The 20,073-nt window shown below is 72.2% G+C and carries 27 protein-coding genes; 17 read left to right on the forward strand and 10 right to left on the reverse strand.

Annotated features, from left to right (window positions below; translation table 11 throughout):
- Positions 1 to 130: 130 nt before the first annotated feature.
- The 3 genes from AC0NH5_RS19735 to AC0NH5_RS19745 are packed head-to-tail and all read right to left on the reverse strand — an operon-like array spanning position 131 to position 1,493.
- Positions 131 to 709: a histidine phosphatase family protein gene (locus AC0NH5_RS19735; RefSeq protein WP_474405797.1), complete on the reverse strand. Its 579-nt coding sequence runs from the start codon at positions 707 to 709 to the stop codon at positions 131 to 133.
- 2 nt (positions 710 to 711) lie between these two features.
- A complete protein-coding gene (locus tag AC0NH5_RS19740) occupies positions 712 to 1,026 on the reverse strand; it encodes a hypothetical protein (RefSeq protein ID WP_474405799.1) in 315 nt (104 codons plus the stop codon).
- A 53-nt stretch (positions 1,027 to 1,079) separates the two neighbouring features.
- The gene (locus AC0NH5_RS19745) at positions 1,080 to 1,493 is read right to left on the reverse strand and encodes a hypothetical protein (RefSeq protein ID WP_474405801.1); all 414 of its coding nucleotides are present in this window, start codon (positions 1,491 to 1,493) and stop codon (positions 1,080 to 1,082) included.
- Between the two features lie 405 nt (positions 1,494 to 1,898).
- Between AC0NH5_RS19745 and AC0NH5_RS19750 the strand changes: the two genes are divergently transcribed.
- Together AC0NH5_RS19750 and AC0NH5_RS19755 are read left to right on the forward strand one after the other, a co-directional pair.
- On the forward strand, positions 1,899 to 2,423 hold the full coding sequence (locus AC0NH5_RS19750; RefSeq protein WP_474406197.1) for a hypothetical protein: 525 nt from the start codon (positions 1,899 to 1,901) through the stop codon (positions 2,421 to 2,423).
- A 298-nt stretch (positions 2,424 to 2,721) separates the two neighbouring features.
- The gene (locus AC0NH5_RS19755) at positions 2,722 to 3,321 is read left to right on the forward strand and encodes a VanZ family protein (RefSeq protein ID WP_474405803.1); all 600 of its coding nucleotides are present in this window, start codon (positions 2,722 to 2,724) and stop codon (positions 3,319 to 3,321) included.
- A 92-nt stretch (positions 3,322 to 3,413) separates the two neighbouring features.
- Here AC0NH5_RS19755 and AC0NH5_RS19760 read toward each other — a convergent pair whose 3' ends face one another.
- Together AC0NH5_RS19760 and AC0NH5_RS19765 are read right to left on the reverse strand one after the other, a co-directional pair.
- The gene (locus AC0NH5_RS19760) at positions 3,414 to 4,013 is read right to left on the reverse strand and encodes a class I SAM-dependent methyltransferase (protein ID WP_474405804.1); all 600 of its coding nucleotides are present in this window, start codon (positions 4,011 to 4,013) and stop codon (positions 3,414 to 3,416) included.
- Positions 4,014 to 4,094: 81 nt separating this feature from the next.
- The gene (locus AC0NH5_RS19765; protein WP_474405805.1) at positions 4,095 to 4,649 is read right to left on the reverse strand and encodes a cysteine hydrolase family protein; all 555 of its coding nucleotides are present in this window, start codon (positions 4,647 to 4,649) and stop codon (positions 4,095 to 4,097) included.
- 57 nt (positions 4,650 to 4,706) lie between these two features.
- On the opposite strand from AC0NH5_RS19765, the gene AC0NH5_RS19770 reads away from it, so the two are divergent.
- Together AC0NH5_RS19770 and AC0NH5_RS19775 are read left to right on the forward strand one after the other, a co-directional pair.
- Complete coding sequence (locus tag AC0NH5_RS19770; RefSeq protein WP_474405808.1) at positions 4,707 to 5,672, forward strand: LacI family DNA-binding transcriptional regulator; 966 nt, start codon at positions 4,707 to 4,709, stop codon at positions 5,670 to 5,672.
- 98 nt (positions 5,673 to 5,770) lie between these two features.
- The gene (locus tag AC0NH5_RS19775; protein ID WP_474405809.1) at positions 5,771 to 6,931 is read left to right on the forward strand and encodes a hypothetical protein; all 1,161 of its coding nucleotides are present in this window, start codon (positions 5,771 to 5,773) and stop codon (positions 6,929 to 6,931) included.
- Here the strand turns inward: AC0NH5_RS19775 and AC0NH5_RS19780 are convergent.
- The gene (locus AC0NH5_RS19780) at positions 6,928 to 7,854 is read right to left on the reverse strand and encodes a helix-turn-helix transcriptional regulator (protein WP_474405810.1); all 927 of its coding nucleotides are present in this window, start codon (positions 7,852 to 7,854) and stop codon (positions 6,928 to 6,930) included. The two genes, AC0NH5_RS19775 and AC0NH5_RS19780, sit on opposite strands and share 4 nt — an antisense overlap.
- A 62-nt stretch (positions 7,855 to 7,916) precedes the next feature.
- Here AC0NH5_RS19780 and AC0NH5_RS19785 point away from each other — a divergent pair, with 62 nt between their 5' ends.
- The 7 genes from AC0NH5_RS19785 to AC0NH5_RS19815 all read left to right on the forward strand — a co-directional run bounded on the left by AC0NH5_RS19785 (position 7,917) and on the right by AC0NH5_RS19815 (position 11,630).
- Positions 7,917 to 8,324 (forward strand): VOC family protein, encoded by a 408-nt coding sequence (locus tag AC0NH5_RS19785; protein ID WP_474405812.1) that lies wholly within the window; start codon positions 7,917 to 7,919, stop codon positions 8,322 to 8,324.
- Positions 8,325 to 8,333: 9 nt separating this feature from the next.
- A complete protein-coding gene (locus tag AC0NH5_RS19790) occupies positions 8,334 to 8,945 on the forward strand; it encodes an N-acetyltransferase family protein (protein WP_474405813.1) in 612 nt (203 codons plus the stop codon).
- Positions 8,946 to 8,994: 49 nt separating this feature from the next.
- A complete protein-coding gene (locus tag AC0NH5_RS19795; protein WP_474406200.1) occupies positions 8,995 to 9,447 on the forward strand; it encodes a SigE family RNA polymerase sigma factor in 453 nt (150 codons plus the stop codon).
- Between the two features lie 5 nt (positions 9,448 to 9,452).
- Positions 9,453 to 10,115 (forward strand): hypothetical protein, encoded by a 663-nt coding sequence (locus AC0NH5_RS19800; RefSeq protein ID WP_474405815.1) that lies wholly within the window; start codon positions 9,453 to 9,455, stop codon positions 10,113 to 10,115.
- Positions 10,116 to 10,167: 52 nt separating this feature from the next.
- A complete protein-coding gene (locus AC0NH5_RS19805; RefSeq protein ID WP_474405817.1) occupies positions 10,168 to 10,494 on the forward strand; it encodes a DMT family transporter in 327 nt (108 codons plus the stop codon).
- Positions 10,491 to 11,051: a TetR/AcrR family transcriptional regulator gene (locus AC0NH5_RS19810; RefSeq protein WP_474405820.1), complete on the forward strand. Its 561-nt coding sequence runs from the start codon at positions 10,491 to 10,493 to the stop codon at positions 11,049 to 11,051. Before AC0NH5_RS19805 ends, AC0NH5_RS19810 begins: the two co-directional genes overlap by 4 nt.
- A 147-nt stretch (positions 11,052 to 11,198) precedes the next feature.
- The gene (locus AC0NH5_RS19815) at positions 11,199 to 11,630 is read left to right on the forward strand and encodes a cupin domain-containing protein (RefSeq protein ID WP_474405821.1); all 432 of its coding nucleotides are present in this window, start codon (positions 11,199 to 11,201) and stop codon (positions 11,628 to 11,630) included.
- A gap of 152 nt (positions 11,631 to 11,782) precedes the next feature.
- Here AC0NH5_RS19815 and AC0NH5_RS19820 read toward each other — a convergent pair whose 3' ends face one another.
- Complete coding sequence (locus AC0NH5_RS19820) at positions 11,783 to 12,400, reverse strand: putative glycolipid-binding domain-containing protein (protein ID WP_474405823.1); 618 nt, start codon at positions 12,398 to 12,400, stop codon at positions 11,783 to 11,785.
- Positions 12,400 to 12,579 (reverse strand): hypothetical protein, encoded by a 180-nt coding sequence (locus AC0NH5_RS19825; protein ID WP_474405825.1) that lies wholly within the window; start codon positions 12,577 to 12,579, stop codon positions 12,400 to 12,402. The genes AC0NH5_RS19820 and AC0NH5_RS19825 overlap by 1 nt, the downstream gene beginning before the upstream one ends.
- 75 nt (positions 12,580 to 12,654) lie before the next feature.
- On the opposite strand from AC0NH5_RS19825, the gene AC0NH5_RS19830 reads away from it, so the two are divergent.
- Together AC0NH5_RS19830 and AC0NH5_RS19835 are read left to right on the forward strand one after the other, a co-directional pair.
- Positions 12,655 to 14,358 carry a protein kinase domain-containing protein gene (locus AC0NH5_RS19830; protein WP_474405827.1) on the forward strand — a complete coding sequence of 568 codons (1,704 nt, stop codon included), beginning with the start codon at positions 12,655 to 12,657 and terminating at the stop codon, positions 14,356 to 14,358.
- Between the two features lies 1 nt (position 14,359).
- Positions 14,360 to 14,896 (forward strand): DUF6529 family protein, encoded by a 537-nt coding sequence (locus tag AC0NH5_RS19835; RefSeq protein ID WP_474405830.1) that lies wholly within the window; start codon positions 14,360 to 14,362, stop codon positions 14,894 to 14,896.
- A gap of 61 nt (positions 14,897 to 14,957) precedes the next feature.
- On the opposite strand, the gene AC0NH5_RS19840 is transcribed toward AC0NH5_RS19835, so the two are convergent.
- Together AC0NH5_RS19840 and AC0NH5_RS19845 are read right to left on the reverse strand one after the other, a co-directional pair.
- Entirely contained in the window at positions 14,958 to 15,200 is a 243-nt protein-coding gene (locus tag AC0NH5_RS19840; RefSeq protein ID WP_474405833.1) for a hypothetical protein, read from the reverse strand.
- A gap of 11 nt (positions 15,201 to 15,211) precedes the next feature.
- Positions 15,212 to 15,838: a maleylpyruvate isomerase family mycothiol-dependent enzyme gene (locus AC0NH5_RS19845; protein WP_474405835.1), complete on the reverse strand. Its 627-nt coding sequence runs from the start codon at positions 15,836 to 15,838 to the stop codon at positions 15,212 to 15,214.
- 37 nt (positions 15,839 to 15,875) lie between these two features.
- On the opposite strand from AC0NH5_RS19845, the gene AC0NH5_RS19850 reads away from it, so the two are divergent.
- The 4 genes from AC0NH5_RS19850 to AC0NH5_RS19865 all read left to right on the forward strand — a co-directional run bounded on the left by AC0NH5_RS19850 (position 15,876) and on the right by AC0NH5_RS19865 (position 20,034).
- Entirely contained in the window at positions 15,876 to 16,790 is a 915-nt protein-coding gene (locus tag AC0NH5_RS19850; protein WP_474405837.1) for an RNA polymerase subunit sigma-70, read from the forward strand.
- 38 nt (positions 16,791 to 16,828) lie between these two features.
- A complete protein-coding gene (locus AC0NH5_RS19855) occupies positions 16,829 to 18,061 on the forward strand; it encodes a hypothetical protein (protein ID WP_474405839.1) in 1,233 nt (410 codons plus the stop codon).
- A gap of 258 nt (positions 18,062 to 18,319) precedes the next feature.
- The gene (locus AC0NH5_RS19860) at positions 18,320 to 19,423 is read left to right on the forward strand and encodes an LLM class flavin-dependent oxidoreductase (protein ID WP_474405842.1); all 1,104 of its coding nucleotides are present in this window, start codon (positions 18,320 to 18,322) and stop codon (positions 19,421 to 19,423) included.
- Positions 19,420 to 20,034, forward strand: coding sequence for an FMN reductase (locus AC0NH5_RS19865; protein ID WP_474405844.1), 615 nt, complete (start codon positions 19,420 to 19,422; stop codon positions 20,032 to 20,034). Before AC0NH5_RS19860 ends, AC0NH5_RS19865 begins: the two co-directional genes overlap by 4 nt.
- The last annotated feature ends 39 nt before the right edge of the window (positions 20,035 to 20,073 follow it).

The raw sequence follows: 20,073 nt of genomic DNA on the forward strand, positions 1-20,073 counted from the left end.
TGGTCATCCCCTCGATCGGGTCCCTCGTGTCCCTTCACGATTCGCCCCGCGTCTGTGGGTCACCATGTGCTTCACCTGTGCGTTCGGTGTCAACGACGCACTGGCGGGCGGGCCGTCGCGCGCCGGTCGCCTATTCCGGAGCCGCGGCGTTCCAGCTCACCAGGACCGGGTCCACCTCGTGCTCGAAGCCCAGCACCGAGAGGGTGGCCGTGTCCAGTTTGAGCAGGCCGCCCGCGCTCGGCGGCAACCCGATCCAGCGGGCGCCGGCCACCCGCAGGCAGTGCCCGTGCGCGACCAGCGCGACGTCACCGCGGGTGAGCAGGTCACGGGCTCGGGACAGGATCCGGTCGAGGCGGGCGCCGGCCTGCTCCGGGGACTCGCCGCCGGGACACCCGTCGGTCCACAACGACCACCCGGGCCGGGACTTGCGAATGTCACGGGTGGTCACGCCCTCGTACTCGCCGTAGTTCCACTCGGCGAGGTCCTCGGTCGTCCCGGTCACCGGCAGCCCGGCCAGCTCGGCGGTGCGCAAGGCCCGCTGACGCGGGCTGGAGAAGACCGCGGCGAACGTACGGCCGGCGAGCCGGTCCCGCACGACCCGCGCCTGCCGCTCACCCTCCGCGGTGAGCTCCAGATCCGTGAACGACGTGTGGCGCCCGTTCGCACTCCACTCGGTCTGCCCGTGCCGGACCAGCACGATCTCCGCCATCGTCAGGCGCCGTCGCCGGGAACGGTGACCGGATGCCGGTCGGCGTCGCGGGCCGCCAGGCACTCCATGGCACGCGTGTACTGCCGGCCGGTGAGCTCGCCGCGGAACAGCTGGGCCACGAGCAGGCCCTCGGTGCTCTCCACACGCGGCAGTGGAACCACCACGGGGTACGGCCCCGGCACGGCCCCGGACCGCGCGCCCCCCGATTGCGCCTTCCAGGGGTGTGTCTTCTCGGGGTGTGTCTTCTCGGGGTGCGGCCAGAGCGCCCACGTCCACGTGGCGATCATCGCGATGCCGAGCAGCACGACGACGAGCACGGTGACCACCTTTCTCCATGTCCGACCGCCAGGAGTGTAGTGCTCCCATGCTCTCAGGCGCAGGCCCCCGGGAGATCATCTCGGGGGATGCTGAGTGGATGCCGCTCCTCGTCACGCGCCGCGAGGTTCTCGAGCGCACGCAGGTACTGCCGGCGCGAGATGTCTCCTTTGATCAATTGTTCCACCAGGACGCCTTCCAAGCTGGACGGCCGCCGGTCCGCGGATCCCAGCGCCGCCGGCCCCGGCTCGCTGTGCACCGCACCCCGGAAGAACCCGCCGGCCATCCCCCAGCGGCCCATGTCCCGGCCACCCGCATCCCAGCCGCTCCCGCCCCGGCCGTCCATGTCTCCGCCGCCCGGTTCCCGGCCGTCCGTATCCCGGGCGTTCGGCTCGCGTGCGTTCTGGGCAGGCCAGAGCGCCAGCGCGGTCGCAACCGCCAGGCCGATCAGCGCCACGAGCAGGATCATCAACGAAACCACCCCCTCGGTGACATCATCGTCACGACGAGCAAAGATCAGCAGAGGCGTACGGCTGCCCGGGACGGCAGATGGCGCGATTCCGGGTGAAGGGAAAGATGCCAGGCCGCACGAACGTGGTCTGAGATTTCCCCACCCCGCAGCGAATAATCGCGGACGGCCGGCTCTCCCGCTGATCCGCTGTGGCCGGTGGCCCGGCCGGGACCTTGGTCCCGAAACGGACGGGCCGGCAGTGCCCCGAGCTCATGCTCTCCGGCACAGGTGACGGCGTCTGCATCGGAGCAGAGTCAGGGGTGCAGACAACGTCGCTAGGAGGACCAGATGGCCACCATCGGTCGGCACAACACCACCACCTCCGTCACCCCCTCGCCCGAGACCGTCGAAGCCCCCGGTGGCATGCTGACCCACGCCGCCGCCCGGGCCCTCGCCGTCCTCCGGATCAGCACCGGCCTGGTCTTCCTCTGGGCCTTTCTCGACAAGACGTTCGGCCTCGGCTTCTCGACCGCCGCGGAACGCGCCTGGATCAACGGCGGCTCGCCGACCAAGGGCTTCCTCAGCGGCGTCGACGTCGGACCCTTCGCCGGCTTCTTCACCAGCACCGCCGGCGCCACCTGGGCCGACTGGCTGTTCATGGTGGGCCTGCTCGGCATCGGCCTCGCGCTGATCCTCGGCATCGGCATGCGGATCGCCGCGGTCGCCGCCGGCCTGATGATGGCCTTCATGTGGATCGCAGAGTGGCCCCTCGCCCGGACCACCAACAGCGGCGAGCCGACCCGGTCGAGCAACCCGCTCATCGACTACCACGTCATCTACGGTGTCAGCGCCGCGGTGGTCGCCCTCACCTATGCCGGCCACACCTGGGGCCTGGGCCGCCGGTGGGCGAAGCTCCCCCTGGTCCAGAAGAACCGCTGGCTGATCTGACCCTCCCCTCCCCCCTCCTCCCCAACGCCCGGCCGGGCTTTCTCCGGCCGGGCATCTCCGCGTCCCGCCGCGCTGACCGGCGTCCCACCCGCCACGTTGCCGGCGCCCGCCTGCCGCGTTGACCGGCGCCCGCCTGCCGCGTTTGATCGGGGCCCGAAAGCAGACCGGGCAGGGCGGAACCGCCTGGCCCGGCCTCGGGATCGCCCGCACGGACCCGGCGCCGAGCCGTCTGACACTCGACACGCCCCGGTACATTTCGCGGTCGTCCAGGAAACGGTCGAACACGAAGCGGGGCGGCATGATCCACGGGTGGCACGGCTGGCTCGGCACGTTCACCGGCGTGGTGGTGCTCACGATCGTTGCGCTGCCGCTCGCCGCGCTGGCGGCGTGGGCTCTGGCTCGATCCCGGAGAGCACGCGGCGCCACCCCGGCGCGGGCGTGGCGGATGTCGGTGGCCGAGGTCGGCATCGTCTACGGCACGGTGCCGTGGGTGTGGATGATCCTGCTGCCGGGCGCGCGGGCCGGCACCGACACCGGCCGGGTGCACCTGATCCCGCTCCAGGACCTGATCATGATTCTCGCCGACGGGCCGGCGCGGGCCACCGGCCAGATCGTCGGCAACCTGCTGGTCTTCGCGGCGCTGGGCTTCTTCGCCCCGCTGCGGTTCGCCGCCCTCGCCTCGGTGCCGCGGGTCCTGGCCCTCGGCGCGGCGTGCTCGGTCGTCGTCGAGGTCGCGCAGTACGCCCTCGAGCTGGACCGGGTGACCTCCGTCGACGACGTCCTGCTCAACGCCGCGGGCGCCGGGCTGGCCGCACTGCTGTCACGCCGCTGGTGGCGCGCCGCCGAAGAACCGTCCCCTGACCAGCCCCGGCCAACCCCCGCGCCGGGCCGCCGCTGAACCACACAGGCAGCCGCCCGCAGATCTGAGGCGAGTCGGAGACCGCAGCGTGACCGAGTGCCGGCGCACTCGTCCAGCGACAGCCGGGGAGGTCAGGCGCGGGCCGCCCCCAGGACCGCCACCAGGAAGTCGGCACCCGGCGTGTACGGCCGCAGATCCCACGTGCTGAGCAGGAGTTCCTGCTGAAGGCCCGCGCCCGCGGCATCGCTGAGGAAGTCGTCGAAGAGGTAACCCCGGCCCGCACCGAACCCGATCACTGCCCGCCCGTTCAGGTCGAGGTGGTCGGCGAAGCGGCGCAGGATCTCCACCCGGGAGCCCGGTGCGGCGAACGTCATCACGTTGCCGGCGCAGACGATCACGTCGAAGCGCTCCGGCAGGTCCAGCTCGCTCAGGTCGCCCACCTGCCAGCGCGAGGACGGGTGGTTGCGCCGCGCCTCGGCGATCAGCTCGGGGTCCAGGTCGACGCCGGTCACGTCGTGGCCGGCGGCGGCGAGCAGGCCCCCGACCCGGCCGGTGCCGCAGCCCGCGTCGAGGACGCGGGCGCCGCGCCGGAGCATGGCGTCGATCATGCGGGCCTCGCCGCCCAGATCGTCGCCGCGGGCTTCCATCGCCCGGAAACGGTCGATGTACCACTGGGAGTGGCCGGGGTTCTCGGCGATCTTGCGCAGCCAGAGATTGTCGGTGGTGCTCATCGAACGGTCACAGCCTCTTCCTCGACGTGGCCGGCCGGCCCGGACGGGCGGTCGGCACCCCTCGATCATCCCCCAGCGTGGTCAGCCCGCGAAGTCGACCTTCGCCGTCTCGGCCAGGGCGGCGGTGCGGCCGGGCGCGCTCTGCCACGACCAGTACAGGTTGGTGTGGGCGATCACCTGCTCGGGCGGCGGGGCGCCGTAAGCGGTGAGGTCCTCGGTGGTGTGCGCGTCGGCGACCAGGGTGACGTCGTAGCCCCGGACGAAACCGCCGTGAATGGTGCTGCGGATGCACGCGTCGCTCTGGGCGCCGGTCACCACCAGGCGGCCGACCCCACGGGTGGCCAGCTCCTCCTCCAGCGAGGTGGCCTCGAACGAGTCACCGAACTTCTTGTGGATGAGCGGCTCGCTGTCGTCGGGGGACAGCTCGGGCACGAACTGCCACGGCTCGGTGTCACGGACCAGACCCTCGCTGGAGTGCTGCACCCACACCACCGGGACCTGCTCCGCGCGGGCCTTGCCGAGGAGCGCGTTGATGTTCGCGATGACCTCGTCGCGGCGGGGTGCGCCGTCGACGACGCCGTTCTGCACGTCGATGACCAGCAGGGCGGTGTGCGGGCGGTCCGGCAATGTCGTCATGCGGCCCACCCTAGAACGGCCCCCCGACATTTTCCGGGCGCCGGTTATCGTCGGGCCATGACCGCCGAGCCGCAGAGCCCGAGTCTCGCCGATGTCGCCCGCCGGGCGGGTGTCTCGATCGCGACCGCCTCCCGGGCGCTCACCGGCCGTGGCCCGGCGTCGGCCGGCAGCCGGGACGCGGTGCGCCGGGCCGCCGCCGACCTGGGCTATGTGCCGCATCCGCTGGCCCGGCGGCTGGCCCAGCGGGAGGGCACCCGGATCATGTTCGCGATCCGGGACCGGCGCGCCGACATCCTGCGGGACCCGTTCGTCGGCCGCGCGGCCGCCGCGATGGCCGCCGCCGCGGAGCCGGCGGGCCTGGGTGTGTCGCTGCTGCGCCTGCCGCTGGACGCCACCGCCGACCTGGAGCGGATCGCCGCCGACCGGAGTGTGGCCGCGGTCGTCCTGGCCGGCCACGACCGGCAGATGCTGGACCGCCTGCCGCCCGCCCTCCACGGCCGCACCGGCGCGATCGGCGTGGGCGGCGCCGACGTGGACAGCGCGGCCGGCGTCGGCGCGCTGCTGCGGCACCTGTACGCCTCCGGCCGCCGCCGGATCGCCATGGTCGGCGGCCCGCCCTGGGTCGCGGCGGCCCACGCTCCGCTGCACGCGTACGCGAGCCTGATGCGTGTCGCGGGCCTGCCGGTGCGGATCGTGCACGGGGACTTCACCGCGGCCCGGGGCCGCTGGGCCGCCCGGACCGTGCTGAACCGCTGGCCGGACACCGACGCGATCGCCGCGGTCAGCGACGCGACCGCGCTCGGGGTGCTGGAGGCCCTGGCCGGGGCAGGGGTACGGGTGCCGGCCGACGTGGCGGTCACCGGTTTCGACGACATCCCGCTGGCCGCGGCCGCCTTCCCCGCGCTTTCCACCGCCACCCACCCGGTCGAGCTGATCGCGGTCGCCGCCGTCCGGGCGGCGCTGGGCACGCCCCAGCCCGGCCGCCTCTTCCCCAGCCGCGCGGTCCTCCGCGCGACTGCCTGAGCAACGAGACGGCCGGTGGGAACAGTAGGGCTGGCCTGACCATCCTTGGGGACCCAGCACCCCAGACCACCACCCGCCCGCGGCGAAATAGTCGGTCCATGGGAATCAAAGGACTGACCGCCGCCGCCGTCTGCGGCACCCTGCTGCTGGCGCCCGGCCCGGCGACCGCCGCACCCGCCCGCGGCACGCTGGTCTCCGTCACCTCGGTGGCGGAGTTCGACCTCGCCGGAGTCACCGCCTATCTGACCGGGTACGGCCTGGAATCCTCGCGGGTGCGCAACGGCGTGGACGCCGACCGGATCGTCTACCGCACCATCGACCCGCGGGGCCGGCCGACCACCGCCAGCGCCCTGGTCGTGACGCCCCGCATCACCGACCGCCGGCCCCGCCAGGTCACCTGGCTGCACGGCACCACCGCCTACCGCGGCTCGGTCGCCTCGGTCAGCGACGGCAACGACCGCGCGGCCGCCGTCCTGTTCGCCGCAGCCGGTTATCTGACCACCGCGCCCGACTATCTGGGTCTCGGAGTGGGGCCGGGCACCCATCCGTACGTGCACGCCCGGTCCTCGGTCACCGCCTCCGTCGACGCCCTGGCGGCCACCCGGCGGCTCGCCGCGCGCGACGGCCGGCGACCGGACCGCCGGGTCAACGTGACCGGTCACTCGCAGGGCGGGCACGTCACGATGGCACTCGGGCAAGTGCTGGACCGCGACGGCCGGCTCGGCGCGCTGACCCCGATCGCCGCTCCGCTACGTCCCAGTCAGGTGGTGGCCGACGCTGTCTCCGGCCGGATCGCCTACGGCACCGCATACCTGGCGTACTGGACGGTCGCCTGGAACCGGCTCTACGGCCTCTACGACCACCCGGCCGAGGCGTTCCGCGACCCGTCGATCGAGGCGCTCTTCGACGGGGAGCACCCGAACGAGGAGATCCTGCCGCACATCCCGGCGGACCCGGCGGACCTGTTCACCGCGAGCTACCTGAAGCGGCTGCAGAACCCGTCCGGCGTGCTCGGGGCGGCGCTGGCCGAATCGGATCGGTACTGCGACTGGCGCCCGTCGGTCCCGGTCCGGCTCTTCGCCTCGGCCGGTGACAGGGATGTGCCGCTCTACAACTCGGCGTACTGCCGGGCACGGCTGGCGAAGCACGGTGCGGCCGCCACGGTGGTCGACCTCGGCGCCGACGTGGATCACGGCCAGGCGCCGGAGCGGGCCCTGCCGCGAATCCTGAACGGTTTCGACGAGCAGCGGCCCGGCTAACGGTAGAGACGGGAGAGCTCCGACCCGATGCGGCGGAGCTCAGCCCGTACCTCCATGGGATCTTCCACCTCCACCGCCGCACCCCAGCCGGAGAGAGTCCGGGCGATGTCCCGCGCCGTCGGCGCGGCGACGCGGACCCTGGCGCGACCGTCCGGCCGGACCTCGACCACCTCGCAGTGCCGGCCGAAATGGTCGCGCAGCACCCAGACGAAGCGCTCCTTGATCAGCAGCATGGCCCAGGTCCCGGCCCGCAGCTCCTCCACCTCGCCGACCACCCGCTGCCAGGCGGCGTCCAGCTGGAACGCGGCCGGCCGTTCGAAGGCCTCGCCGGTGACCGTTATCGCCGACATCCGGTCCACCCGGAAAGTGCGCTGCCCGCGAGCTGTGCCGGCGATCAGATACCAGGTGTCGTCCTTGTCGACCAGACCCCACGGGTCGGCCGAGCGCGTCGTCCCCTGATAGTCGAACGAGACCCGGACCTGCCGGACCACCGCGTCCTGCAGCGCTTCGACGCCGGCCACCCGCGGGCGCGGCGGCGTCCCCCACCCCGCCGGATCGATCAGCGTGGCGGACGCGGCCGCAGAGGCGGCCGAACGGAACGGCGCCGGCAGTGCCCGCAACAGTTTCCGCAGCGCGGCCTTGGCCTCATCGGACACCGCGGCGGCCGGGCCGACCAGCAGGAAGAGTGCCCGGGCCTCGGCCGCCGACAGCCCGCTCAGGTCGGTCCGCGCCCCACCGATCAGCGACCACCCGCCGTGCCGCCCCGGCTGCGGATGGACCGGGACACCGGCGGCCGACAGGGCTTCCAGGTCGCGCCGGGCGGTGGCCACGGACACCTCCAGCTCGGCGGCGATCTCGGCCGCGGTGACCCGGCCGCGGGTCTGCATCAGCAACAGGGTGGCGACGAGCCGGTCCGCGCGCATGCCCCCAGATTCGCAGAGAAAGTGCTCAGTAGGTGAGCACTTATCCCGGCAGGATCGGTCCCATGTTCAAGGGACTCACCACCGTCACGTACTTCGCCGACGACATGACCGCCGCCACCGCCTGGTACACGAAGGTGTTCGGCATGGAGCCGTACTTCAACCGCCAGGACGCCTACCTCGAGTGGCGGGTCGGCGACCACCAGCACGAGTTCGGCCTGCTGGACAGCCGGTTCGCACCGCACGCGCCGGGCCGGGGCGTGGTCGTCTACTGGGCCGTCGACGACGTCGCCGCGGAGTACCACCGGCTGCTCGGCCTGGGCGCGACGTCGCACGAGGAGCCGACCGAACGCGGCCCCGGCTTCGTCACCGCCTCGGTGTTCGACCCGTTCGGCAACATCCTCGGCGTCATGTTCAACCAGCATTACCTGGACACGGTCGAGGCTTGCGGTGGAAACGGTTCCACCGCCTAGCCTCGGTGGGTGCCCGAGATCCGCCCGTACCGCCCGTCCGACAGGACCGCCCTCTACGACATCTGCGTGCGCACCGCCGACGCCGGCGGTGACGCGCGCGGGAAGTACTCCACCGACGACCTGATGGGCGACCTGTTCGCCGGCCCGTACGCCTACCTCGAACCGCACCTCGCGTTCGTCCTGGACGACGGCGCCCGGGCGGTGGGGTACGTCGTCGGCACCGCGGACACCGCGAGCTTCGCCGGGCTCTATCCGGACCTCTGGATCCCGCGGACGCCTTATCCGAAGCCGCCGGCGGGAGACCGCACGCCGGAACAGGAGATGTACGCGCTGCACCACCACCCGGAGCGGATGCTGCTCCCCGAACTCGACGAATATCCCGCCCATCTGCACATCGACCTGCTGCCGGAACATCAGGGCCAGGGCTGGGGGCGCCGCCTGATCCACCGGTTCCTGTCCACGGTCGACGCCCCCGGCGTGCACGTCGGCATGGTCACCGCGAACGTGAAGGCCCGTGGGTTCTACGACCGGCTCGGCTTCACCGAGATCCCGGTGCCGGATCCGGGCCCGATCACCTACCTCGGCATCCGGGTGCAACAGAACGGGCCCGCCACGGTGTAGTCATAGCGTGCGAAGATTTCCGCCGGCCGGGTCCGGCTTCGACGCTTTCCTGCGTGCGAGCGGGCCGGCCCTGCTCCGCCTCGGCAACATGCTGACCCTCGATCGCGCGGCCGCGGAGGACCTGGCGCAGGAGACGCTGATCCGGGTCGGTCTGGCGTGGTCACGGGTCCGGTCCGACGGCAATCCGGTCGGCTACGCGCAGCGGACCATGGTCAATCTCTTCCTCAACTCCCGGCGCCGCCGCCGGCCGATCCCGGTGCCGGAGCTGCCCGATCCCGGCCACGAAGACCTGGGGCTCGCCGCCGTCGACTCCAGCGCCGTGGTCCGCCAGGTGCTCGCCGGCCTGCCGCCCAAGCAGCGAGCCGCTCTGGCCCTGCGTTACCTGGCCGACCTGCCCGACGACGAGATCGGCGCGGTGCTGGGCTGCAGTCCGGCGACGGTTCGCTCGCAACTTTCCCGAGGCCTGTCCACGTTGCGCGCCCGGATGGCCGCGGAGAGGTGAGCCCGATGATCGATCAGACCGACTTCGACCTGCCGTTCACGGAGGACTTCGTGGCCCGGGTCCACTCCGGGGTGCGCCGGCGGCGCACCGTTCGCGCGATCACCGGAGGCGCCGCGCTGGTTGCCGCCGCCATGGCCGTCTCTTTTCTGGTGGTACGACCGGAGCCGTCCCCGCCGGCCACGCCTGCCCCGGCGGTGTCCGCATCCGTCCTGTACGGCATGGAGACAGTTGACATCGGTCACCTGCCGCCCGGCTTCCGCCTCGATGGACCGCTGGATCGGAGGCTGGCCGAGGTCTCCGAGAACCGGGTGCACGACGACGCTCCCGCACCGAGCGGAAGGTTCGCAGCCGAGATCCTCCGCCGCTCGTTCGCCGGTCCGCAGCCTGACGCCGCCCTGTCGGTGTATGTCGCCCGGCCGGGCCGTTGGGACAGCGAGACGCCGATGAGGCAGGTCTTCCGGTGGATGACCACCTGGTACACCAGCAGCGGCACCGTGGCCGAGACCTTCGACGTGCGGCTCGGCCGCGCCCAGGTGATCGTCCGGGACGGCGCCGCCCAGGTCGTGATCGTCGCCGACACGCTCGGCACGGTCGTCATCGTCGCCGGCTCGGCCGCTGTTCCTCTCACCGATCTGAAGGCTGTGGCTGCGGGCCTGGATCCCGGCTGAGTTGTACGATCGTACTTGTACTTTCGTACAAGACGATCGAGGGGATCCCGCCGTGGCGTACGTCTTCCTGTTCCTGGCGATCGCGGCGGAACTCTTCGCGACCAGCCTGATGAAATCCACCGAAGGGTTCACACGTCTGTGGCCGACCCTCACCGTGCTGGCCGGCTATGCGGTCTCCTTCGCGCTGCTCGCCCAGGCGGTGAAAGGCATCCAGGTCGGGGTGGCCTACGCGATCTGGTCCGCGGTCGGCACCGCCGCCATCGTGGTGATCGGCGCGCTCTTCCTGAACGAGCCGTTCACCCTTGTCAAGATCGCCGGGGTGTCGCTGATCATCGCCGGTGTCATCATCCTCAACCTGAACAGCGGGGCAGCCCATTGACCGCCCGCCGCCCGCAGCGTGCGCGCGACCCGGAGGCCCGCCGCGCCGCCCTGGCCGCCGCCACCATGGAGGTCATCGCCGAGGCCGGCGTGGGACGCACCACGCACCGCGCGGTCGCCGCGCGGGCCGGGCTGCCGCTGGGCGCGACCACCTACTACTACCCCACCCTCGACGACCTGATCGCGGCCGGTCTGCGCCACGCCGTGGACACCCTGCAGGCCGGCCTCGACCAGTGGGGCGAGCGGCTGCGGGACGCGCCGGACCTGCCGGCGGTGCTGACCGGCCTGGTTCAGGAATATTTGTCCGACCGCCGCCAGGTCCGCCTGGAGTACGAACTGTGCATGGCCGCCGCCCGCGACGAGGCGCTCCGGCCGCTCGCCGAGGTGTGGATGCACGGCCTGGTGGAGATCCTCACCCCCCATGTCGGCGCGGCGGCCGGGCGGGACATCTCCGCGCTGCTCGACGGGTTCATCCTGCTCAACCTGGTCACCGAGACCGACCTCGACGCGCCCGGCCTGACCGCTGCGATCCGCCGCCTGACCACCGGCGTGACCTGACGGCCGGCCCGGGCAGGCCGGGACGCAGCGCTGTCGCTCGGTGCCGGCGGCTGAAACCCCGCGTGTGAACTTCCGGCTCGATCCGCACCCCAACTTCACACACTGGTTCGGCGGCCGGACGACGGGGCGGCATTATGATCGACTGTCATGACGACCCGGCCGCCGTTGGCGGAGCAGCTGGACATGGCACCGCACCCGGAGGGCGGCTGGTTCCGGGAGACCTGGCGGTCAGCCGTCAGTTTCAACCCTGCGGGGTACGACGGACCGCGTGCCGCCGCCACCGCGATCTACTTCCTGCTGCACCCGGGTGAGGAGTCGGCCTGGCACGTGGTCCGCTCCGACGAGATCTGGTTCTGGCACTCGGGCGGCCCGCTCCAGCTCCGGCTCGGCGGCAGCGGCGACCGGCCCGCCGACGAGGAGGTCATGCTGCTCGGAGCGGATCTGACCGCCGGGCAGCGCCCGCAGGTGCTCGTGCCGGCCGGGGTCTGGCAGGCGGCGGTCCCGGCGGGTGATCAGCCGGTGCTGGTCAGCTGTGTGGTGGCGCCCGGCTTCGACTACGCCGACTTCCGCCTGCTCTAGCCGTCCCGGCGACGCGCCGCGCTCGCCGGAGGCAGCGCCTGGCGCCCCACCGGGCTGTTCAGTGGCAGCGCCCCATGCCGCGCCACCCCACCACGCTGTTCACGGCTCCGCCCGGCGCCCCACCGCGTGGCGCGCTGCTGACGCCGGGCCGGTCAGCGGGCCAACCGCAGGCGGCCCGCCTGATAGGCGACGACCCCGGACGGATCCAGCTCGAAGGTGGCAGCCGGGCCGTCGCCGGTGACGCGCAGCCGGTTGGGGCTGACCAGGTGATAGGTGGTCGTGCCGGTCACCACGGCGAGGGAGGGCACGAGCACCCGGGCCGACGGCACGGTCACCGGGCCGGACTCCGGCGTGAGGCCGAGCCGCCGCACCGCCCAGGTCACGAAGATCGGCGAATCAGCGATCCGGAGGACCACGTCCGGGCCCATCGGCTCGGTGGCGCCCGGGGCGGGCAGGCCGGCGTCACCGGCCTCGGTCGTCCGGCAGGTCCAGCCGTCGGCGTTCCGGCGCAACTCGAGGGTGCGACTCCAGCCGCCGCCTTTCGCGGCGACGGTCACCTGAGTGTCGTCGGCGGTCCACTCCATCACGTAGGGCAGGGAACCGTGCACGACGGCCGTCCCGCTGCCGGGTGTCGCGTCGGCGGATCCGAGGACCAGCTCCGTCCCGACCACGTCGGTCCGCTGCCAGGTCAGCGGGCCTGCCGGCAGCCCGGACCGCGGCATGCCGCCCACCGTGGGCGCGGCCGCCCGGCCGGTCGTGGTCTCGGTCATCACGCCTCCATTGCCGTGGTCCCGGATTCCCATGTTTGCACCGCCTCAACGCTGATGCTGCCGATACGTCCGCAAAGGGTACTCATGCCGGGCGAGCACGCCGCACCGGCCGCGCTGATCTCGGGACAGGTGAAGTCCGGCCGCATCAGTTCGCGCCGGCGGTGAACGACATCGGGCATCCACCTGTATTGGAGAGTGCCGGCCTCCCCTGCGTAAGGTCGGCGTAGACCTCAATCAATGTCGGGGGTACGAAGATGGACGGGCCCGATCTGCGGCGGCACCTGTCGTACCGGGGTGGCACACTGGCACCGGCCGAGGCGGCGAGCATCACCGCCCAGGTCGCCGCGGCGCTGGCCGCGGCTCATGAGCAGGGGCAGCTCCACCTGGATCTGCGGCCGGAGAACATCGAGGTCGCACGGCGGGCCACGCCGCCCGCGGTGCGGGTGACCGGCTCCGGCGGGCCTGGCGTGGCGGGCTATGTGGCACCGGAGGTCGCCGCGGGTGGTGTCCCGGGCCCGGCGGCTGACGTGTGGTCGCTCGGCGTGCTGCTGGTGGAGATGATCACCGGAGATGTGCGGGGTGCGGCGTCGGGGTTGCCCGCGCCGCTCGATGTGGTCGCCCGCGACTGCCTGGCCACTGATCCGCGGCGGCGTCCACCGGCCCGGCGGGTGGCGGCCTATCTGTACCAGGTCGCCGCCTCCCCGGACGCTTTCAGCAGTCCACAGACCACCGCTCCCGACCCGGCAACGCCCGGCGCCACCACTCCCGGCCGCCCGGCAACGCCCGGCAGCACCACTCCCGGCCGCCCGGCAACGCCCGGCGCCACCACCCCCGGTCCGACCGGGCCCGGCTCTCCGGCCGCGGGTGGGCTGTCGGCTGCGGCCAGCGCGTTCGCCGCTGCCGCCGGGGCTCTGCCGGCCGTACCTCCCGGCGTCTTTCCGGCCGGCCCGCCGCCCACCGGCGCAGCGAGCGGGACCGGCAGCATCGGTGGGCCGCCTTTCCCGGACCGACCTGCCGGCGTCGAGACCGGAGGCTGGGGCCCGCAAGGACCCGCCACCCCGACGCCAGGACCTGACACCTCAGCGTGGGGACCCGACACCACCGCGTGGGGACCCGGCATTGCGTCGCATCCCGGCGCAGCGGCACCCTTCGAGGAGGCGGCGGCGGAAGACACGGTGGGAACATCGGCAGTGGCGGCGGGTGGATCGGGTAGCTGGCGCAAGGGCCCGCTGGTCACCCTCGGCGTGGCCGTGCTGGTCGCCGCGGTGCTGGCCGGGCTGAACGTGACCGCTTCGGCCGGGGAGCGCGCGGTCCCGGCCGGCCAGCAGGCCGGTGCCGCCGAGGCCTCCCCCACGCGAACCGCCGAGGCCTCCCCCACGCCGACCGGCGCGGCCTCGCCGAGACGCGACGCCTCGCCTGCCGCCCCGCCACCGACGACGCGGCTGGCGGCGCCACCGGCGACCACGCCTGCCCAGGAGCGGTTGCGGGTCACGCTCGCGGGTGAGGTCGCGAACGACGGCGGGACGCTGGCGCTGTCGATCCGGGACGGCCGGGCCATCGCGTACGTCTGTGACGGCGACCGGGTCGAGTCCTGGCTGCAGGGCACCGCCCGGGCCGGTGTCCTGGCGCTCAAGGGCCGCGACGGCAGCAGCCTGACCGGCACGTTCGACGCCCGCCGCGCCGAGGGTGAGATCACTGTCGAGGAGCGGACCAACCGGTTCGAGCTCGGGGCTGTGCGCAAGCCGTCGGGGCTCTACCGGACCGCCGCCCGGGTCCGCGGCGCCCAGCTGAACGGCGGCTGGATCGTGCTGCCGGACGGCCGCCAGGTCGGCGTGCTCGCGAAGAACGGCGCGCCCGCCCCGGCGCCGCCGCTCGACGTCGCCACCCGCACCACCACCGTGGACGGCGAGAAGGTCACCGCCACGACGGTCGACGCCGACAGCGGGGAGGGTTTCTGACGTGGACGCCGGCACCCTGCGGCAGCCCCGGGTCTGGCTGCCCGCGGTAGCCGGCGTCGGGGTCGCGGTGGTCCTCGGCGTCTACGGCCGCCTGCACGAGCCGGCCGGCGCGATCGACGTGCCGGCGTTCATCCGTCTGCAGGACACGAAGGTGTGGCTGGCCACCGCCACGGCCGCTCTCGCCGTGATCCAGCTGGTGTCGGCGCTGGCCGTCTACGGCAGGTTGCCGTCGGCAGCCTGGACGCCCGCGGTGCACCGGTGGAGCGGCCGTCTGGCGCTGCTGTGCTCGATGCCGGTGGCGGTGCACTGCCTCTACGCTCTCGGTTTCCGCGGCGACGAGCCACGGGTGCTGGTCCACTCGTTGCTGGGTTGTCTGTTCTACGGCGCGTTCGTCGCGAAGATGCTGCTGCTGAGCCGTCCCGGCGAGGGCCGGCCGTGGGCGGTTCCGCTGGCCGGTGGGATGGTGCTGACGACCGTCGCCGGACTCTGGCTGACCTCGGCGCTCTGGTTCTTCACCACGTTCGGCCCGGGCTGGTGAAACCGGGAGCGCCAGAGTTGGTGAAGCCGAGGGCGGTTCGGGCTGGTGAAGCTGGGAGCGGTCAGGACTCGCAGGTGTAGGTGAACAGCACCTTGCCCGACTCGGGGTCCAGCACCACCGCGCCACCCACGCTCGGCGTCTCGGTCCACGAGCAGACCTTCGCCGCGTCGACGGGCGCGCTGTCCGGTCCCTCACCGGAGAGTGCCAGCGCCGGGAGCATCGCGGCCAGGACGAGCAGCCCACGCGCACGCCGCCGCGAGCTCCGGCGAACCGGCGGCGGCGTGTCGAGGTCGATGAGTGCCATCGAGGCTGATCTTAGCGTGCCGCGGCGCCGTCCCGCCGGGTGTAGCGACCGGCGACGTCACCCTCGAGGTGGCCCGGCGGCAGCAGGCGCCCGCAGACCACGAGCAGCAGGTACTGGGCGGGCGCCCGCAGCGGCGTACCGGTCCCGAAGGTCCAGCCCGTGTCGGTCGCCTGCAGGGACACCCCGGTCAGGTCGGTGCCGAAGTAGGCGACGTTCTTCGGGTTCATCCCGTCCATGACCAGGCCGAGGCGGTCGAGCGGCACCTGCCGGCCGAGCCCGAGCCCGACCGTGACGTCCAGGCCGTGGATCACGTCGTGCGACAACGCGCCGACCTCTCCCCCGCCGGGCGGCGACCACGGGTGCCGGATGTTGTCGCGCATCGACCTCGCCAGGTCGGCAGTGGTCAGCCGGGCGGCGTCCTGCCGGGCGCAGCGGTCGGACATCCGGTTGAACCGCCCGCCGGACCGGGCCAGCTCCCAGAAGAAGCGGGGCGCCGACATCCGGAACGGCATGGTCATGTGGGCGACGACCTCGCGGACGCGCCAGCCCTCGCAGAGCGTCGGCGCGTCCCACTGGTCCTCGGTGAGCGAGGCGAGCATCTCGGCAAGGTCGCGGCGTTCCTCTTCTGTCTCTCTCATGCGAGGTATACGTCCGGCGACCGGCAAACTGATCGGTATGGAGTTCGAGCGGTATCGCGGCGAGTTGATCGGCTACTGCTACCGGATGCTGGGGTCGGGTGCCGAGGCCGAGGACGCCGTGCAGGAGAGCCTGCTGCGGGCCTGGCGGACGTACGACGAGCGGCGATCCTCCCCGCGCACCTGGCTGTACCGGATCGCCACCACGGTCTGCCTGGACATGCTGCGCAGCGGGCAGCGCCGCGCCCTGGCCATGGACCTGGGCCCGGCCGCCGAGGCGGGCGACCCGATCGGCGTGCCGTTGCCCGAGGACCGCTGGGTGCAGCCGATCGTGCTTCCCGAGGAGGAGGTGGTCCGGCGGGACACGGTCCGGCTCGCGTTCGTCGCGGCGTTGCAGCACCTGCCGCCGCGGCAGCGGGCCGTGCTGATCCTGCGCGACGTGCTGGCCTGGTCGGCGCGGGAGGTCGCCGGGCTCCTCGACACCTCGGTGCCGTCGGTGACCAGCGCCCTGCAACGTGCCCGGGCCGCGCTGCCGGCCACCACGCCGGTCGATCCGCCGTCGGCCGCGCAGCGGGAGCTCCTCGACCGTTACGTGGCAGCTTTCGAGCGGCACGACGTGGCCACGCTGGTGTCGCTGTTGCACGAGGACGCGACCAGTTCGATGCCGCCGTTCGCCTGGTGGCTGCGCGGCCGGCAGCAGATCGGGCTGGCGATGTCGGCCCCGGAGGCGTCCTGCGAGGGCGCGCGCCTGGTGCCTTTCGACGGGCTCGCCTCGCCGGCGTTCTGGCAGATGCGCGACGGCCGGCCGTTCGCGTTGATGGTCATGGAGGTGTCCGGCGGGTTGATCCGGGACACCGTGACGTTTCTGGACGGGGAACGGTGGATGACGCTTCTCGGCGAGGGCTCCTCTGTGGACCGGCCGGCCCACGCGGCTCGGCCGGGACATGCAGAATGATCTACGCTCATGTCGACCACCATCGAGACAGGCGGAGCATGCGAACACTCGCACGAGTCCTCTACCGCGGCGCGGCAGCCGCACTGACCGTCACCCTCGCGGCGACCGTCGCGCCCCGGCCGGCGCACGCGGCCATTGACATCATCGGCACCGTCACCAGGGATACCGGTGACTTCGAGCCCCGGTTCCCGTCCTGGGTCGAGCTGAACGACGCCAACGACCGGATCCTCACGGTCTGGCATCGCGCCTCGGATCACGCTCCGATCGTGGGCAAGCCCGCGTCCTACGGCACGATCCAGATGTCGATCTTCGACGGGGTCGCGAAGACGTGGACCACGCCGACCACGGCACTGAGTGACCAGGCCACCCGGTGGGACGGCATCGACACGCGGGACCCGAACCTCACCCTGATGCGCGACGGCAAGGTCGTCATGACCTTCTTCGCGCAGGGCAAGGTGTACTACTCGTACTGGCAGGCGCCGGCGCCGAAGTTCTCCAACCCGGTGGAGCTGCGGGTGACGGGCATGCCGGCCGGCGTGATGACGCACGGCAGCGTGCTGCCGCTGAAGAACACCGCCACGTCGGTCGACGAGGTGCTCATCCCGTTCTACTCCGACGGGGTCGGCGGCGGCGCCTACTACATGCGGGCGAAGTACCAGCCCGGCACGCCGGGTGAGCTGCTGAAGCCGTCGTCCTTCCGGCGGATCAAGGCGAACAACGAGACCGCCGACGCCGCGGGACCGCTGCGCTACACCGAGCCCAGCTTCGTGCAGATCGGCGACACGGTCGTCACCGGCATCCGCGCCGAGGTGGACCCGAAGACCAAGCCGGAAGGTCAGGACGGGCGGGTGGCCAGAGCCTTCGTCGTCGTCCGGTTCAACGCCTACGACGACTCGTCACCGCTCGACGATCACCACCCGCAGATCAACGGCTCGGGGTTCCTCGCCAGCTCGCACCACCTGCTGAAGGTCGTCAACCCCAGCTTTCCGACCGACCCGGACAAGTCGTTCATCTTCGTCTCCTACGGCAACCGGTACGACTACTCGCACCGGCCGACGCGCGGCGTGCTGTTCAAGAACCCGCTCGCCGCGACGTGGAGCTCCACCAAGACGCAGCAGCTCTACGACTCGAGCCACTACGACCAGGCCAACCCGAGCAGCATCGAGCGGGAGCCCGGCTGGTACTGGACGCTCGGCTTCAACGTCAACAAGAGCCACCCGGACTACGCCAAGCTCCAGTGGGTCCGCAGCGTGCGCAGCGATTTCGAGTAAGCGATCCGGCATCACCCGCGGGGCCCGGCCGTATCGGCCGGGCCCCGCGCGGCGTTGCCAGGAGCTCAACCCGGCAGCTCAGGCCGGCGTCGCCACCGAGGTCGCCGAGTGGCCCCGGGACCTGACGTGGGCGTACTCCCGCAGTAGCCGTTGATCTGTGACTCCCGCCGCAGCACAAGTTGTTTGAATCTGAAATAGTTGCCGCATCAAGCACGTTGTGCGGGGCAGTACCGAAGTCCGGGACGACAGGAGCGGGTCATGCAGTTCGGAATCTTCAGCGTCAGTGACATCACGACGGACCCGACCACGGGGCGGACCCCGACCGAGGCCGAGCGGATCAAGAACATCGTCACGATCGCGAAGCACGCGGAAGAGGTCGGCCTCGACGTGTTCGCGCTCGGCGAGCACCACAACGAGCCGTTCTTCTCCTCCTCGCCGACGACCACGCTCGCCTACATCGCCGCGCAGACCTCGACGTTGCAGCTCAGCACCGCCACCACGCTGATCACCACGAACGACCCGGTGAAGATCGCCGAGGACTTCGCGATGCTGCAGCACCTCGCGGACGGCCGCGTCGACCTGACGCTCGGCCGCGGCAACACCGGGCCGGTCTACCCGTGGTTCGGCAAGGACATCCGCGCCGGCATCCCTCTCGCCATCGAGAACTACGCGCTGCTGCACAAGCTGTGGCGCGAGCACGTGGTCGACTGGCAGGGCAAGTTCCGCACCCCGCTGCAGAGCTTCACCTCCACCCCGCGCCCGCTCGACGACGTGCCGCCGTTCGTCTGGCACGGCTCGATCCGCAGCCCGGAGATCGCCGAGCAGGCCGCCTACTACGGTGACGGCTTCTTCGCGAACCACATCTTCTGGCCGCCGTCGCACACCCAGCGGATGGTCCAGCTGTACAGGCAGCGCTTCGAGCATTACGGCCACGGCTCCGCCGACCAGGCCATCGTCGGCCTCGGCGGCCAGGTGTTCCTGCGCAGGAACAGCCAGGACGCGGTCAAGGAGTTCCGGCCGTACTTCGACAACGCCCCCGTCTACGGCCACGGCCCGTCGCTCGAGGGCTTCTCCCGGGAGACCCCGCTGACCGTGGGCAGCCCGCAGCAGGTCATCGACAAGACGCTCGGCTTCCGCGAGTACGTCGGCGACTACCAGCGCCAGCTGTTCCTGATCGACCACGCCGGACTGCCGGTGAAGACCGTCCTGGAGCAGCTCGACCTGCTGGGCTCCGAGGTCGTACCGGTGCTGCGCAAGGAGTTCGCCGCGCTGAAGCCGGCGCACGTGCCGGACGCGCCGACGCACGCCTCGCTGGTCGCCGCCCGCACCGCCCGCACGGAGAAGGAAGAGGTCACGGCATGAAGCAGCGCACGCTCGTCGTCGTCAGCGCGGGCCTGAGCCAGCCGTCCTCCACCCGCCTGCTCGCCGACCAGCTGGCAGCGGCCGCGGGCCGGGCCGCCGCCCAGCTCGGCGTCGCCCTCGACGTCCAGGTCGTCGAGCTCCGCGACCTGGCGCACGAGATCACCGACCACATGCTGACCGGTTTCGCGCCCACGTCGCTGCGGCAGGCCCAGGAGGCGGTCGCCGCGGCCGACGGCCTGATCACCGTCACGCCGGTCTTCACCGCCAGTTACAGCGGCCTGTTCAAGTCCTTCTTCGACGTGCTCGACAAGGACGTCCTGACCGACAAGCCGGTGCTGCTCGCGGCCACCGCCGGCACTGCGCGTCACTCGCTGGTCCTGGAGCACGCCCTGCGGCCGCTCTTCGCCTATCTGCGGGCCGCCGTCATCCCCACGGCCGTCTTCGCCGCCAGCGACGACTGGGGCGCGAACTCGGTGGAGGGCCCGTTGCGCGGCCGCATCGATCGCGCCGCGGCCGAGCTGGCCCGCGAGATCGACCGCCGGCAGCCGGCGACGGTGGCTGATCCTTTCGCGCTCACCGCGAGCTTCGAGGACATGATGAAAAATCTGTGAGGGTACGGCCCAGCAGAGTTCCCCAGCTACGCAGTGGCC

It is taken from the genome of Actinoplanes sp. 13 (assembly GCF_056134165.1).